Source organism: Streptomyces sp. 2323.1, assembly GCF_900221035.1.
In the GTDB taxonomy this organism is placed as follows: domain Bacteria; phylum Actinomycetota; class Actinomycetes; order Streptomycetales; family Streptomycetaceae; genus Streptomyces; species Streptomyces sioyaensis.
This window is the reverse complement of sequence record NZ_LT907981.1, coordinates 894,603-910,069: the sequence shown is the minus strand read 5'-3', so window position 1 is coordinate 910,069 and position 15,467 is coordinate 894,603. Positions and strand designations below refer to the sequence as shown.

10 protein-coding genes are annotated in these 15,467 nt (G+C 69.0%); 7 read left to right on the top strand and 3 right to left on the bottom strand.

Annotation, left to right across the window (positions count from 1 at the left end; translation table 11 throughout):
* Positions 1-2: 2 nt before the first annotated feature.
* From CPH93_RS03265 to CPH93_RS37540, 4 genes are all read left to right on the top strand, one after another.
* Positions 3-1,547 carry a trypsin-like serine peptidase gene (locus CPH93_RS03265; protein ID WP_096211872.1) on the top strand — a complete coding sequence of 515 codons (1,545 nt, stop codon included), beginning with the start codon at positions 3-5 and terminating at the stop codon, positions 1,545-1,547.
* A 521-nt stretch (positions 1,548-2,068) separates the two neighbouring features.
* Positions 2,069-5,920, top strand: a complete 3,852-nt coding sequence (locus CPH93_RS03260) for a polymorphic toxin-type HINT domain-containing protein (protein ID WP_159394952.1) — start codon at positions 2,069-2,071, stop codon at positions 5,918-5,920.
* A 44-nt stretch (positions 5,921-5,964) separates the two neighbouring features.
* Positions 5,965-6,585 (top strand): DUF6928 family protein, encoded by a 621-nt coding sequence (locus tag CPH93_RS37545; protein ID WP_093487253.1) that lies wholly within the window; start codon positions 5,965-5,967, stop codon positions 6,583-6,585.
* Between the two features lie 124 nt (positions 6,586-6,709).
* Positions 6,710-7,069 carry a tetratricopeptide repeat protein gene (locus CPH93_RS37540; RefSeq protein ID WP_096211870.1) on the top strand — a complete coding sequence of 120 codons (360 nt, stop codon included), beginning with the start codon at positions 6,710-6,712 and terminating at the stop codon, positions 7,067-7,069.
* 4 nt (positions 7,070-7,073) lie between these two features.
* Here CPH93_RS37540 and adh read toward each other — a convergent pair whose 3' ends face one another.
* The 3 genes from adh to CPH93_RS03235 all read right to left on the bottom strand — a co-directional run bounded on the left by adh (position 7,074) and on the right by CPH93_RS03235 (position 11,449).
* Positions 7,074-8,597, bottom strand: coding sequence for an aldehyde dehydrogenase (gene adh, locus CPH93_RS03245; RefSeq protein WP_096211869.1), 1,524 nt, complete (start codon positions 8,595-8,597; stop codon positions 7,074-7,076).
* A 66-nt stretch (positions 8,598-8,663) separates the two neighbouring features.
* Positions 8,664-9,986 (bottom strand): GAF domain-containing protein, encoded by a 1,323-nt coding sequence (locus tag CPH93_RS03240; RefSeq protein ID WP_096211868.1) that lies wholly within the window; start codon positions 9,984-9,986, stop codon positions 8,664-8,666.
* A 179-nt stretch (positions 9,987-10,165) separates the two neighbouring features.
* Positions 10,166-11,449: a glycoside hydrolase family 18 protein gene (locus CPH93_RS03235; RefSeq protein WP_096211867.1), complete on the bottom strand. Its 1,284-nt coding sequence runs from the start codon at positions 11,447-11,449 to the stop codon at positions 10,166-10,168.
* Positions 11,450-11,795: 346 nt separating this feature from the next.
* Between CPH93_RS03235 and CPH93_RS03230 the strand changes: the two genes are divergently transcribed.
* The 3 genes from CPH93_RS03230 (at position 11,796) to CPH93_RS03220 (ending at position 15,435) form a co-directional block, all read left to right on the top strand.
* Positions 11,796-12,968, top strand: a complete 1,173-nt coding sequence (locus CPH93_RS03230) for an acyl-CoA dehydrogenase family protein (protein ID WP_096211866.1) — start codon at positions 11,796-11,798, stop codon at positions 12,966-12,968.
* Positions 12,969-13,162: 194 nt separating this feature from the next.
* The gene (locus tag CPH93_RS03225; protein WP_096211865.1) at positions 13,163-14,299 is read left to right on the top strand and encodes a hypothetical protein; all 1,137 of its coding nucleotides are present in this window, start codon (positions 13,163-13,165) and stop codon (positions 14,297-14,299) included.
* Positions 14,296-15,435, top strand: coding sequence for a phosphotransferase family protein (locus tag CPH93_RS03220; protein ID WP_096211864.1), 1,140 nt, complete (start codon positions 14,296-14,298; stop codon positions 15,433-15,435). The genes CPH93_RS03225 and CPH93_RS03220 overlap by 4 nt, the downstream gene beginning before the upstream one ends.
* The last annotated feature ends 32 nt before the right edge of the window (positions 15,436-15,467 follow it).

Below are 15,467 nucleotides of genomic sequence, written 5' to 3'. Positions count from 1 at the left end.
AGGTGCCCGAAGGTATCGCCACGGTCGGCGTATTCCTGATCCGTACCACCGACGGCTCTCCGACACCGGACCAGTTCTGCACCGCTAGTGCGGTGGCCTCGCCGACCAAGAGCCTCGTCATCACCGCGGCTCACTGCCTCAAGGGCGACCGACGCCACCAGGACTTCGCGTTCGTGCCCGGCTACCGCACCGGAGCATCGACGGCCGGGCAGGCAGGGGAGACTCCCTACGGGATCTTCCCGGTCCAGGAAGACAAGATCTGGATCGATACCCGCTACCAGGCCTCGACTCCCGACGACGATGTCGACTTCGCCTTCCTGAGCGTCGGCCCGAACGCCCAGGGGCAGCTCCTGGAGGACGCCGTTGGACGCGGTAATGAACTCACCTCCGTCTCCGCAGCGCAGCTCGCACGCAAAGCCGTGACGCTCGTCGGCTACCCCGGTGGCCAGAAGACTCCTCTTCAGTGCACCAATGACACCACCGCCTTCCAGGGTCGGTTCATGGAAATCAGGTGCGAGGGCTTCCGCTCCGGCGTCAGCGGCGGCCCGTTCCTGGAGAACTTCGACGGTCGACGCGGCAACCTCACCGGCATCATCGGCGGTTACAAGACCGGCGGCCTCTACGACCACACCAGCTACACCTCTCAATTCGACGAGGATGTCCTTCAGCTTTACCGACAGGCCCTCACCGGCATGCCGTCGAGGCCGGATCCGGGCACCGGCACGTCCATGGGTTCCGCCGACACCTGGACCCACGCAAGGGTCCTGACCACCGGCCACTTCCACACCGCATCGGTCCACAACAACGTCAGCGACCTGATCGTGCGCTGGTCCGACGGCGAACTCTCCCTCTACCCCGGCAACGGCGCATACGGCTTCGGCAAGGACGTCCAGCTGGTCAAGGACAAGGACTGGCAGCAGGCTGCGGTCCTCACCGCCGGCGACTTCACCGGTGACGCGAGCGACGACCTCCTGGTGCGCTGGGCCGACGGCAGACTGACCCTCTTCAAGGACGTCAACGAGAAGACCAAGCTGACGGACATGGTGGAGCTGAAGGGCCCCAACGGCACCTGGACCCACGCGAGCACCATGGCCGCCGGGCGCTTCGGCGGCGGCAATTCGCGCAGCGACGACCTCGTGGTCACCTGGACCGACGGTGAAGTGACGCTGTACACGAACGTCGACGGCAAGGGGCTGCATGCCGAGAAGCAGCTCGTCAAACCGCCCGACCCCACCTGGCCGCACGCCCGGGACGTCGCAGCGGGCGACTTCCGTCCCGAAGCAGGAGATCAGGACCTTTTCGTCCGCTGGAGCGACGGTGAGGTCACCGCATACGAGAGCATCGCCGCCGCAACCTTCGGGCGCGACCACCGGCTGCGGCCGGCCAAGTCCCCATGGCGTCAGACCCTGCTCTCCACGGTCGGCACATTCGGCGGCCCCACCCGCCAGGACGACGTCGTCGCACTCTGGCCCGGAGGGAAGCTCACCCTCCACCCCGACACCACCAGCGCCTCCCTGGACGCCGAACGCGTCCTCGTAAGCCCGTGACCACAACGGAGTGCGCACTTCCGACGGTGACCTCGACGTGCGTCGAGCGTGTTGGCCTTCCCCACTGACCACCGGTGGACGGCACTGTCCCACGCACCGACACCGTTCACCGGCCCCGCCAACGATTCACCCTGGACTCGGCCTACACCGGCTCCCTGAAACCACGTCACGCCGGGTTCGCGGGCTGCTGGGGTGCCCGGCCAGGAAGCAGCTCCGCTTGCGTGGCCCTCCAGCTACCCACTGGTGCACGTCCCTGCGTGCTCCCCCTTCACTGAACGGACTTTCCGGGCGCTGGGGGTACTACCGATCGCTATGAAGGACAAGAGAGGACTGACCGGATGAGACTGAGACCCAGCTCAACGACAGGTACGCGGCTTCCCAGAAGCGGCGCCTTATCCAGACGGAACGCGCCGCCGCGGCATCGTGGCGCGTGGGCCACGATGCTTTCTGCCTCGCTGGTGGCGGGACTTTTGGGAGCTGGGCCAGCTGCAGCGGACAGCAACGATGATGACCTGCGCTTCATGCGTGAGCGTGTCGTCGACTACTGGACAGATGGCGGTGCCGGTGTCAAGGAGGCGGCCGAGCAGGCGCTTCTTGGTACGGATGAGGATCTTGAGACGTTCCTTGACCAGAGGGACAGGATCGAGTTCGACGACGACTACGTCGATGCGAGCCGGATCTTCAACTCCGGTGGTCCCGCGGTACGCGAGGCCGCGAAGACGGCCTTGAAGAACAGCACCTCGGAGAACCCAGCGGCGCTGCGGGCGTTTTTGAAGGATGGCTGGAAGGCGCCGCTGGAGGAGGACCAGGAGGTCGAGGTCTCCCGGGTCATCAACTTCGGGGGCAACGGGGTCAGGGACGCCGGCAAGGCAGCTTTGAAGGGCACCCCCGAGGACCGTGCGAAGTTCCTCGCGGAGGGCCAGTACACGGCGCGGGAGACGGACAACGAGGTCGAGGTCTCGCAGCTGGTCAACTCGGGCGGTTCGGCGGTCAAGGCGGCCGGGAAGGTCGCGCTCAAGGGCACCCCTGACGACATCGCCGAGTTTCTTGAGGTGGGGCAGTTCGTCGCGCGTAATCGCGACCAGGAACATGCCACCATCGCTCAGCTGACGGAGCAGGCCACCCTGGCCGGCAAGCGGGCCAAGGACGCGACGGAGAAGGCGCAGGAAGCTTCCACGCGTGCGATCGAGGCGTCGGATCTCGCCAAGGAAGCCGCCCTGAAGGCGGCGCGGGAGACCAACGCCGCCAAGAACGACTCCCAGCGGGCGGCGGTCAAGGCCAAGCAGGCCGCCGATGCTGCCCGCGCTGCTGCCGCCGCGTCGCAGACGGCCATCAGCGCAGCCAACGCCGCCAACCGCTCGGCCCGCATCGCCGCCTTCGCCGCGGCGCAGACCGCCGCGGCAGCCGCCAATGCCGCCGACGCGGCCAACGACGCATACAACGCCTCGATCGCGGCCGCGTCCGACGCAGGCCGGGCAGGTGAAGCCAGGGACATGGCGAAGAAGGCCCGGGCGGCCGCCACCCTCGCAAGGACCTCCGCCCAGGCAGCCAAGCAGGCCGGTGCAGCGTCGCTTGCCGCGGGTGCCGCCGCGAAGGCCTCCCGCAGCGCCAGCAGCAACGCCAACGCCGCGGCGGACGCGGCCGATGAGGCCAACACCTACGCCGAGGCCGCAGGCGTCCACTCCAGCGAGGCGAAGGCGGCCGCCGCGGAGACCCGCCGCCACGCCGCCGAGGCCGACCGCGCGGCCAACGCCGCCGAAGCCCTGGCCAGCAAGTCCGCCAACGCCGCCGATGAAGCACGTGAGGCCGCGGATTCCGCAGCCACGCATGCCGACAACGCCGCGGCGGCCGCGGAAGAAGCAGCGAAGCACGCCGGTGAATCGGCCAAGGCAGCTGAACAGGCGAAGAAGCAAGCAGCCGCGGCGAAGAAGGCGGCAGATGCGGCTGAGTCGGCGGCAGCGACTGCCAAGAAGGTCTTCACCATCGCCCGCGAAGCCGAGGCGGAGGACCTGACGACCCGCACCGCTGCCGCCATCGAACGCGCCAGGTCCCACGCGGCACAGACCGCCACCGTCACCTCCGCCTCCGCCGCGGACCTCGTCGAAGCCCGCTCGCTGGACACCACGGCAGCCGAACTGGCCACCGAGGCGGACAAGCCCGACGCCGACACCAAGGCCATCGCCGCGAAAGGCCGCGTCCTTGCCCTCAAGGCCCTGAAGATCCGTGGTCCCTGGCACCAGGAGGCCGCCGCCAAAGCCTTGTCCGGCCTGGACGCCGACGTCCTGGAGTACCTGCGCAACGGGTGGAAGCAGGCTGCTCAGGCCGAGATCCGCGAGCAGGTCTCCCAGCTCAGTACGCAAAGCCCCTACGAGGTCGTGCGCAAGGGTGCTGCAGAGGCGCTCAAGGGTTCCGATCAGCGGGTCAGCGACTTCTACACCACCGGTCAGTACGACGTGGCCGTCACCGACTACGCCGTACGCGTCTCCCAGATCAACAACGCCGGTGGCCCCGGTGTGAAGGAGGCGTCCAAGGCGGCACTGGCCAACGGCAAGGGCAGGGTGCTCGCCGCGTTCATCAGCAACGGCCAGTATGCGGCGCTGAACTCCGATGAGCAGGTCATCGCCTCCAAGCTCGTCAACAACGGCGGCCCGGAGATGAAGGCCGCGGCGAAAATCGCCTTGGCAGATTCCGCAGATGAGCTGCACGACTTCGTCCAGGTCGGCCAGTACATGGCCGACCGAAAGGACCAACTCGCCAGCACCCACATCGCCCAGATGCAACGCCTGATCGCCGAAGCCTCCGGCGTGGCGGCCAAGGCCCGGCACAACAGCTGGAAGGCAGCAGAAGCCGCCGCCAAGGCTGGCGACGCCAAGGACGACGCCGCCAGGGCCGCGGACGGGGCGAAGAAGTCCGCCAACCTCGCCAAACAGTACGCCGACGACGCCGACAAGGCCGCCACCAGCGCCGAGAACAGCGCCGCCCAGGCAGCCAAGTCCGCCAAGACCGCGCGCAACGCAGCCAACGCAGCCGACCGCGACGCCGATGCCGCCGAAAACTCCGCAGCGCAAGCGGAGTTCTCTGCGAACTACGCGCGCAACTCGGCGTACCTCGCCACTTCGGCGGCCGAGGACGCCCGTGCCTCTGCCCTCGACGCCGGCAAGAGCGCCAAGGAAGCCAACGCCCTCGCCAGCCAGGCATGGACGGAGGTGAAGAAGAAGCGTGAGAGCGAGGTAGCCGAAGCACGCCGCAGGGCCGAAGAAGCCCGTAAGCAACAGGAGAAGCAGAAGGCCAAGAAGCCCCACTGCGTCTCTCACACCGGCAACGAGATAGCCGGGCTCCTGCCCTGCGTGATCTCCGGCGGCGACGTCACTCCCGTCATCGACCCCACTCTTACCGCCGTGGTCTGGGAAATCACCGGCCTCAACGACCTCAAGGAGTGCATCAAGAACCCCAACTTCGGAGCATGCACCGCCTTCGCCGTTTCCGTCCTACCCGTCGGAAAGGTCAGGCTCCTCAAGAAGCTCGGCGAAGGCATCGAAGACATCGCCGAAAGCTCGCGGGTCGCGAAAACGGCGAAGTGCTTCAAGTGCTTCCTCGCCGGCACCAAAGTGCTCATGGCCGATCACTCGAAGAAAAATATCGAGTCGGTGAAGACCGGCGATTCAGTGATCGCCACAGATCCGGTCAGTGGTGAGACGGTGCGGCGCGTGGTAACTGCCCTCATTGTCACGCAGCACGATAAGCGTTTTAATGAACTGACCCTGGCCACCCCCCAAGGGCATCGACGCCTCACCGCCACAAACGAGCATCCGTTCTGGTCCCCCTCGGAGAACGAATGGGTTGAGGCTGCGCGCCTCCGTCCGGGAATGACGCTCAGAACGGTCGACGGTAGCCCAGTCAAGATCGAGGGTAATCGCCCCTTCGCTAAAAATGCCAGGACGTACAATCTCACCGTCGATGATCTGCACACGTACTATGTGTTTGCAGGCGAAACTTCCATACTCGTGCACAACGCCGGCGAATGCCCAGTCGACGGACTGCCGCACGGTGCTCTGGGTGAAGCTGCCACCCTGCAGAGGCTTCAGAAGGCCGGGTACACCAACATTAAAAGCGAGGTCAGATTCAAGAATAGTCGTGGCGATGTATTCAGGGCCGACTTTGTGGCGCAGGATGCAGCGGGAAACTGGGTAGCAGTCGAGGTAAAAACGGGCAAGGGAGCATCCCTGACCGACAATCAGCGTCTAGGGTACGCGGAACTTGGTCGCACCGGCGCCGTATTGAATACGAATAGAGTGCCCGGCCTAACGAAAGGCGCAACGGTTAAGATGAAGGTGGAAGTGGACTTGTGGCGGTGCCCTGCTTGCGATCCCTAGGTCTGGATCTGATCACGTAGGGCAAGAATCTGGGAGGTATTCTAATGGGGTCAAAAGCAGCCGTGGTGGTTGTTGCCGCGGGTGATCCGCGACAGGCTTTTCGGCGTGTGCAGGAAATCCGTCATGACAAGTCAAAGATCCTTGCCGAGAGGGTCCTTGGAACCGCAGCGCGAGCGACGGCATCTTTGCCCCTAGATCTCGCAGTTTGGCCCGATTCGGGTACCGTATGCGCTGCATACCTACCGGAGTTCGAGGTCATCTGTTCTCGTGAGCTCGCACAATCCAGTCCAAGTCACCTGACCGAAATGGTATGCGAATGGGCGACAGGACGGCATGCATACGGTGTCTTCATGGACAGTGCTGAAGACTGGTCCGCCTTCGCTGTCTGGTCGGGCGGTGAGCTGGTCCGCGGAGTGAGCTTGAGCCCCGGTTCCGGGGTTATTGAGGATTTGGGGGACCGACTCCCCTTCGAAGCGCCTTTCTGGGAAGGAGGGCGACCCGTGCGCCATACGCCAGGCTACGCACTCCCGTTTCATCCGATTGACCTCGGGAATGAAGCGCTGAAGGAATTCTTCGGCTTCATTCTCGAAGGACGTGAAAGTGTCGGTTGCCTCGATCCCGAGGAGATCGAAATTCCGGCCTTTCGAGTTGCTACGCGGGCGTGAGTCTCACTTTCGATAGCTGCTCTCTTGCAGGCTGAAGGGGCGCTTTAGGCTACTGCCGCACCAGGCAACGTCCGCCCTGCTGTGACGCGCCGTCCGGAGGTGATCCGGACGGCGCGGGCGCATCATGCTTTGTGGTGGCCGAGTGTGTGCGGGTGAGGCAGATCGACACGACGAGGGTTGGCGGCTGCTGCGGATCATCCGAAGCAGCCTGGAGCATCGCGCCGGGGCACTCGGTCCCACCCACGTGGAGAGGCTCGGGACCAGGACGAACCTGGCCCACGCCCACGCCGCGGTGGGAGATCTGGAGCGCGCCCTGCCCCTTTGCGAGCGGATGCTCCGGGACCGTCGGAAGCGGCTGGGCCCCGACCACCCCGAGACACTGGCCTCGCTGAGCGACCTCGCCCACGTCTACGCGAGGGTGGGGGATCTCGAACGGACTCTTTCCCCCCCGCCGCGAGGCGCTGGAGCACCAGTTCCGGTTTGAGGCTCTAGAAGAATCCAAGTTTCTTCGGGCTGTAGGAAACCAGAACGTTCTTCGTCTGCTGATAATGATCCAGCATCATCTTGTGGGTTTCCCTGCCGATTCCGGACTGCTTGTAGCCGCCGAAGGCGGCGTGGGCCGGGTAGGCGTGGTAGCAGTTGGTCCAGACGCGGCCGGCCTGGATGGCGCGGCCGGCGCGGTAGGCGGTGGAGCCGTCTCGGGTCCAGACGCCGGCGCCCAGGCCGTACAGGGTGTCGTTGGCGATGCCGATGGCGTCCTCGAAGTCGGAGAACGGTGCCACGGCCACCACGGGGCCGAAGATCTCCTCCTGGAAGACCCGCATGCCGTTGTTGCCCTCGAAGATGGTGGGCCGGACGTAGTAGCCGCCCTCCAACTCGCCGCCCAACTCGGCCCGGGAGCCGCCGGTCAGGATGCGGGCGCCCTCCTTCTGGCCGATGTCCAGGTAGGAGAGGATCTTCTCCAGCTGGTCGTTGGAGGCCTGGGCGCCGATCATCGTGTCGGTGTCCAGCGGGTGGCCCTGGACGATCTTCTCGGTACGGGCCACTCCGGCCGCCAGGAAGTCGTCGTAGTGCCCGCCCTGGATCAGCGCCCGGGACGGGCAGGTGCACACCTCGCCCTGGTTGAGGGCGAACATGGTGAAGCCTTCCAGCGCCTTGTCGTGGAAGTCGTCCGCCTTCGACGAGACGTCGTCGAAGAAGATGTTGGGGCTCTTGCCGCCCAGTTCGAGCGTCACCGGCCGCAGATGCTCGGACGCGTACTGCATGATCAGGCGGCCGGTGGTGGTCTCGCCGGTGAAGGCGACCTTCGCGACCCGGGGGCTGGAGGCCAGCGGCTTTCCGGCCTCCGCGCCGAAGCCGTTGACGATGTTGACCACGCCCGGCGGCAGCAGATCGGCGATCAGGCCCATCCAGAAGTGCACCGAAACGGGGGTCTGTTCGGCCGGCTTGAGGACCACGGCGTTGCCGGCGGCCAGTGCGGGGGCGAGCTTCCAGGTCGCCATGAGGATGGGGAAGTTCCAGGGGATGATCTGGGCGACGACGCCGAGCGGCTCGTGGAAGTGGTACGCGACGGTGTCCCCGTCGATCTCCGACAGGGAGCCCTCCTGCGCGCGGATGGCGCCCGCGAAGTAGCGGAAGTGGTCGATGGCGAGCGGGATGTCGGCCGCCAGGGACTCCCGTACGGGCTTGCCGTTCTCCCAGCTCTCCGCGACCGCCAGCTGCTCCAGGTTCTGCTCCATCCGGTCGGCGATCTTGTTGAGGACGGCGGCGCGGTCGGCGGCGGAGGTGCGGGCCCAGCCGGGCGCGGCCGCGTGGGCGGCGTCCAGGGCCCGCTCGACGTCCTCGGCCGTGCCCCGGGCGACCTCCGTGAACGGCTGTCCGTTGACCGGCGTCGGATTCTCGAAGTACCGGCCCAGCGCCGGCGCGACGAACTCGCCGCCGATCCAGTGGTCGTAGCGGGGCAGATAGCTCATGACGGCGTCGGCGGAACCCGGGCTGGCGTAACGGGCCATGGGGCGGCCTCCCAATCGCTCTCGGCGCGGTGCCCGCCATCCCGTGCGACGGGCGATGCGCGCAGGCTAGGGCCGCGGAGGTTGCGGGAAGGTTGCGACGCGCGCGGGACCGGGGGCCTTCGCTCCGGCGCGGCAACCGCCGGTCAGTCCGTATGCGGCGCGCAGCCGGTCGGCGGTGGCCATCGGTGCGGTGCGGGCCGGGGAGCGCTCCGGCAGGGCGTCCACCAGGGCCTCCCAGATCGTCAGGTCGTCCTCGCCCCAGGGGGTGCGCGACCATTCGCGGAGCAGGCCGGGGTCGTGCGCGCCGAGCAGCGCACACCGGGTCCGGTCCTCCAGCGCACCGCGCAGCCGCTGGATGCCCGGGGCCTCCGACAGCGGCAGCAGCGGACCGCGGTAGGCGGCCAGCGCGGTGCGCACCTCGCCGGCCGCCAACGCCTCCTCGACCGTGCGCACATCGGTCTCGACGGGCCGGCTGAGCCGGTACGGACGGGAGTGCAGCAGGGTGCCGACGAGCTGCCGCAGCCGGGACAGTTCGGCCCGCAGCGTCACCGGGCGCACCGCGCGCTCGCCGTAGAGCAGCACCGAGAGCTGATCGCCCGTGAGCCCCTCGGGGTGCTCGGCCAGCAGCACCAGGATCTCGCTGTGCCGCCGGCCGAGCCGCAGCCGCTCGCCGTCCACGACCAGCAGCGCCTCGTCCCGGCCGAGCGCCGACAGACACACGCCCCACTCCGGTACGCCGGCGGCGAGATGAGCCTCCGCGGCACGTGCGGTGGCCTGCACCAGGGCCAGGCTGTGCGGGCTCGCCAGATGGTCGCCGCCGGTGATGTCCACCGCGCCCAGCAGCCGCCCGGTCCGCGGATCGTGCAGGGGAGCGGCGGCGCAGGTCCAGCGCTGCACCTGCCGGTTGTAGTGCTCGGCGGCGAAGATCTGTACGGCGTGATCGGCGGCGAGGGCGGTGCCCGGGGCGTTGGTGCCGGCGTGCCGCTCGTCCCAGCGGGCGCCCACGACGAAGTTCATCCGCTCGGCGCTGCGCCGCACCCCGCGGTGCCCCTCCACCCACAGCAGCCGTCCCTGCGGATCGCAGACGGCCAGCAGATGGGCGCCGTCCTGCGCGAAGCTGCCCAGCAGCTCCCGGAAGACGGGCATGGCGCGGGCGAGCGGATGCCCGTCCCGGTAGGCGTCCAGTGCGGGCTCGTCCAGCTCGATGGGGGCGGCGCCGTCCGGTGCGGCGTGGGCGTCCGCGGAGCGGCGCCAGGAGTCGGCGACCACTTGGCGCACCGGCGGTGCGACGGTGCCGTCGGCCAGGAAGGCCGCATGGGCCCGGCGCACCGCGCGGCTGCGCTCCACCGGATCGGCACCGGCCTCCATCGCCAGCCAAGGGTTGACCACGTGACACCTCTTCGATGCGGCTCCGGCTCCTTGGGGCGATGGTGCTCGTACGGGCGGCAGCCGTAAACCCCACGGGGGCGCACGCGGGGCTCGCGCACGCCCTGCCGGGGGAGTGCCAACACGCGCCGGCCGAGCGGGAGAAGCCGCCTTCCGCCCGGCCTGCGCGCGTCGTCTCCGTGCTACCTGATCGCCTTGATCAGTTCGCCGCCCGCGGTGTCGCCGCTCAGCTCCCAGAAGAACGTGCCGCCCAGGCCCTGGGCGTCCTTGAAGGCCATCTTGCCGGCGATGGTCTGCGGGGTGTCATAGCTCCACCACTGGTCGCCGCACTTGGCGTAGGCGGTGCCGCCCACCGTCCCGGTGGCCGGGCAGCGGGTCTTGAGCACCTTGTAGTCGTCGATGCCGGCCTCGTACTTGCCCGGCGCCGCACCGGTCGCCGTGCCGCCCGGAGCGTCCTGGGTGACGCCCGACCAGCCGCGGCCGTAGAAGCCGATGCCCAGCAGCAGCTTGCCCGCCGGCACACCGAGGCCCTTGAGCTTGGTGAGGGTGTCGGTGGTGTTGAAGCCGGCCTTCGGAATGCCGTGGTACGAGGTGAGCGGGGAGTGCGGGGCCGTCGGGCCCTTGGCGTCCCAGGCGCCGAAGTAGTCGTAGGTCATCGGGTTGTACCAGTCGACGTACTGGGCCGCGCCCGCGTAGTCGGCGGCGTCCATCTTCCCGCCGGCCGAGGCGTCCGCGGTGATCGCCGCGGTCACCAGATTGTTCCGGCCGAACTTCGACCGCAGCGCCCGCATGACCCCGGTGAAGGCGTCCTTGCCGCTGGTGTCGCAGGTCAGGCCGCAGGCGTTGGGGTATTCCCAGTCGATGTCGATGCCGTCGAAGACATCCGCCCAGCGCTTGTCCTCGACCAGGTCCAGGCAGGACTGGGCGAACGCGTCGGGGTTCCTGGCGGCCTCGGTGAAGCCGCCCGACCAGGTCCAGCCGCCGAACGACCAGATCACCTTCAGGCCGGGGTGCAGCTTCTTGAGCTTGCGCAGCTGGTTGAAGTTGCCGCGCAGGGCGCCGTTGTCCCAGGTGTCCGCGGTGCCGTCGACGCTCTGGTCGGCGGTGTACGCCTTGTCGTAGTCGGCGTAGGAGTCACCGATGGCGCACTTGCCGCCCTGCACATTGCCGAAGGCGTAGTTGATGTGGGTCAGCTTGGCCGCCGATCCCGAGGTCTCGATGTTCTTGACGTGGTAATTGCGTTCGTAGACACCCCAGTTGGTGAAGTATCCGACGACCTTGTTGCCTGCTGCGGCCGGTGTCGTGCGGGGCGCGGCGGCCGTCGACAGGTGGTGCGCGGTGGGGGCGCCGGTGGGGACGGCGGAGGCGGGGCCGGCGAGCAGGGTGCCGGCCAACGCCGCCGTACACAGCGCGGTGGCGGCGGCGATCAGTCTGCGTGGTGAGTGCATCCGGGGCGGTCTGAGCATGTCGTCTCTCCTCGGAGGGGGGCGAGGGATGGAGCCTGACCTGACCTGCGTTCCGAATTGGCATGAACGCGTTGAACGTTGCAGGAAAGGTAGAAGGACTAGACCAGTGCGTCAATGGTTCGGACCAATTTCCCGGCCGTGGGGAACGAGGCCCTTCCCCACGGCCGGTGATGATCAACCCGTGACGCGGAGCCTCCGATCGGGCATACTCCTAGCGCCACAGTCGCAGGTCATCGCCTTCCGAGACCCGGAAAGCGATCATCGGACCGGCATTATGGAAACCGGCGCCGCACGCCCACCCCGCGCGCGTGTCGCCGCAGCGCCCGACAGGGAGGAGAGCGCCGCCATGACCGAGTACGGCCCCCGGCCGGTGGACCGCAGGTTGCCCACGGAGGAAGCCCGCGATCTGCTGACACTCGTACGCGAGCTTGCCGAGCGCGAGATCAGGCCCACGGCGGGCGAGGAAGAGGACGCCGGCCGCTTCCCGCGCGAGACCTTCACCCTGCTGTCCGAATCGGGTCTGCTTTCGCTGCCCTACGACGAGGAATTCGGCGGCGGTGGCCAGCCCTACGAGGTCTACCTCCAGGTCGTGGAGGAACTCGCCGCCGCCCGGCTCACCGTCGGCCTCGGCGTCAGTGTGCACACTCTCGCGTGTCATGCCCTCGCCGGATTCGGCACCAAGGAGCAGCGTGCCGAACACCTTCCGGACATGCTCGGCGGTGGCCTCCTCGGTGCGTACTGCCTCTCCGAGCCCTCCTCGGGCTCCGACGCCGCGTCCCTGACCACCCGGGCCACCCGCGAAGGGGACACCTGGACCCTGGAGGGCACCAAGGCCTGGACCACCCACGGCGGCGTGGCCGACTTCTACACCGTGCTGGCCCGCACCGGCGGCAGCGGCGCCCACGGCATCACCGCCTTCCTGGTCCCCGGCGACGCCGAGGGCCTGAGCGCCGCGGCGCCCGAGCGCAAGATGGGCATGAAAGGCTCCCCGACGGCCCAGCTGCACTTCGACGCCGTCCGCGTCCCCGACGCGCGCCGCCTCGGGGACGAGGGCCAGGGCTTCGCCATCGCGCTGTCCGCCCTGGATTCCGGGCGCCTGGGCATCGCGGCCTGTGCCATCGGCGTCGCCCAGGCGGCGCTGGACGAGGCGCTCGCGTACACCGCCGAACGGCAGCAATTCGGGCGCCCGATCCTCGACTTCCAGGGTCTGCGCTTCATGCTCGCCGACATGGCCACCCAGATCGAGGCCGGCCGCGCGCTCTACCTCACCGCCGCCCGGCTGCGCGACGCCGGTCTGCCGTTCTCCAAGGAAGCGGCGATGGCCAAGCTGTTCTGCACGGACACCGCGATGCGGGTGACCACCGACGCCGTCCAGCTCCTCGGCGGCTACGGCTACACCCTCGACTTCCCGGCCGAGCGCTATATGCGCGAGGCCAAGGTCCTGCAGATCGTCGAGGGCACCAACCAGATCCAGCGGATGGTCATCGCCCGCCACCTCGCGGGGCCGGAAACGCGCTGAGGGGGGAGCGGGGGCGGGCCGGGGGTGACCCAGGCCCGCCCCCCGCGTTGCGCGCGTCGGGGCCTGGCCGTCCGTGCCGCCCTGCGCGGGTCCGGGGCCTGGCCGTTCGCCGTTAGCTGACGTACCGTCAACTCCCGTCGCGGGAGCTGACGTTCCTGTGGCGTATCGGCCGACCGCGCGCCCAGGAGGAGACCGTGCCCGACCGCCCGATCGCGCTCGACGAGTACCCGATCCACCAGGTCCCGCTGTCCATGCGGCACGTCGCCACCGGTGACCGCAACGCCTACGACCGCTGCATCTTCCACGTCATGGACCACTCCGGCCGCGCCCTGCTGATCGCCGGCCTCGGGGTCTATCCCAACACCGGTGTCATCGACGCCTACGCCACCCTCCGCCTCGGCGACCGGCTGTACGCCGTACGGGCCTCCGACGCACTCACCGACGACCGCCTCGCGCTCACCGTCGGCCCGCTCACCATCACCGTCGAGGAGCCACTCGCCCGCCTCCGGCTGACCTGCGCCGCGGACCCCGACGATCCGGACGGCCTGGCGTACGACCTGACCTGGTCCGCGGCGTTCCCGCCCACGTGGGAGCCGCACCACAGCCAGTACCGCGGCGACCGGCTGACGCTCGAAGGCCGGCGGTTCGTCCAGGCCGGCACCTGCACCGGGCGTATCCGCGTCGCGGGGCAGGAACTCGCCGTCACGGCGGGGGAGTGGACCGGCACCCGCGACCGCAGCTGGGGGGTGCGCCCGATACCTGGCGAGGACGGCGGGCGGGCCGCCGAGGAACGGCGGCCCGAGGGCTTCCACTGGATCTGGTGCCCGGTGCGCTTCGACGACCGCTTCGTGATGGTCATCGTCCAGGAGGACGCCGACGGCCACCGCACCCTGAACGAGGCGGTCTCGGTCCGCCGCGACGGTGCCCGCGACGTCCAACTCGGGTGGCCGCACACCGACATCAGCTACCGCCCCGGCACCCGGCACCCCGAACGCGCGGTCATCCACCTCACCGGCCCCGACCGCACGCCCCGCGAACTCACCGCCGAGATCCTCACCTCCTCGCCCCTTGCCGTGGGCGCCGGCTATCCTCCCGCCGACGACTGGCAGCACGGCACCTGGCGCGGCCGCGGCTGGACCGACCGCCGCAGCTACGACCTCTCGGACCCGGCAGCACACCCGCTCGCCGCATACGGCGTCACCGACCACGCCGCCCGCTTCACCCTGGACGGCCGGACCGGTCACGGCATCTTCGAACACGGCAGCTTCGGCCGGCACGATCCGAGCGGCTTCACCGGCTACGACTCGGTCGCGGGGGAGGCCGGACGATGACGGACCACCCGCTGCCCGCGGCCTCGGACACCGACCGCTCCGCCGCCCGGGCCGCGGCGCGCCCACGCACCACCACCCGCGACCCCGAGGTGCTCACCCGCCGTCTCACCGCCTGGCTCGGCACCCGGCTCCCCGGCGCCCGCGCCCTGGCCGCGACCGTCCCGGACGCCAACGGGATGTCCAGCGAGACCCTGCTCTTCGACATCGACCATCCCGAGCCTCCGGAGGCTTCCTGCGCGCTGCGCCTCGCCGCCGACCCTGCCGCGTACTGCATCTTCCCGCGGTACGACATGGCGCGGCAGTACCGCACCATGCGCCTGGTCGCCGCCCATACGGACGTCCCGGTGCCCCGCACCCTCTGGCTCGAAGAGGACCCGGCGCACCTCGGTGCTCCCTTCTTCGTCATGTCCCGCGCCGCCGGCCGGGTCCCGCCGGACGTCATGCCCTATACGTACGAGGGGAATTGGCTCCATGACGCCACCGATGCCAAGCGCGACCGGCTGGAGGCCGCCAGCGTCTCGGTGCTCGCCCGGCTGCACGACCAAGTCCCGCTCGCCGCGGCCGACTTCCTCGCCACGCCGGGCACCGGCAGTGCACTGCACCGGCACGTCGAGTCCCAACGCGCCTACTACGCCTGGGTGGTTGACGGCCGGCCGCGCTCCCCGCTGATCGAGCGCGGCTTCGCCCGGCTGGCCGACCTCTGGCCGCCGGATCCCGGCGAGACCGTACTGAGCTGGGGAGACGCCAGGATCGGCAATATCGTCTACGACGGCTTCGAGCCGGCCGCCGTGCTCGACTGGGAAATGGCGGCTTTGGGCCCGCGCGAACTCGACCTGGGCTGGATGGTCTATCTCCACCGCTTCTTCCAGGACCTGGCCGAAGCCGGCGGACAGCGCGGACTGCCCGGCTTCCTGTGCCGTGACCGCGTGGAGAGCCGCTATGCCCGGCTCACCGGGCACCAGCCCCGCGACATGGAATTCCACACCCTCTATGCGGCCCTGCGGCACGCCATCGTCATGCTGCGGGTGGCCTACCGCCAAATCCACTTCGCCGAGGCGCCGGGCCCTGCCGACGCCGATGCGCTGATCCTCCACCGGGACACCCTGGAGGCGATGATCGAGGGCCGCTACTGGTGAGGCCGGAGCGCCCGTACGGACGGGCGCGGAGG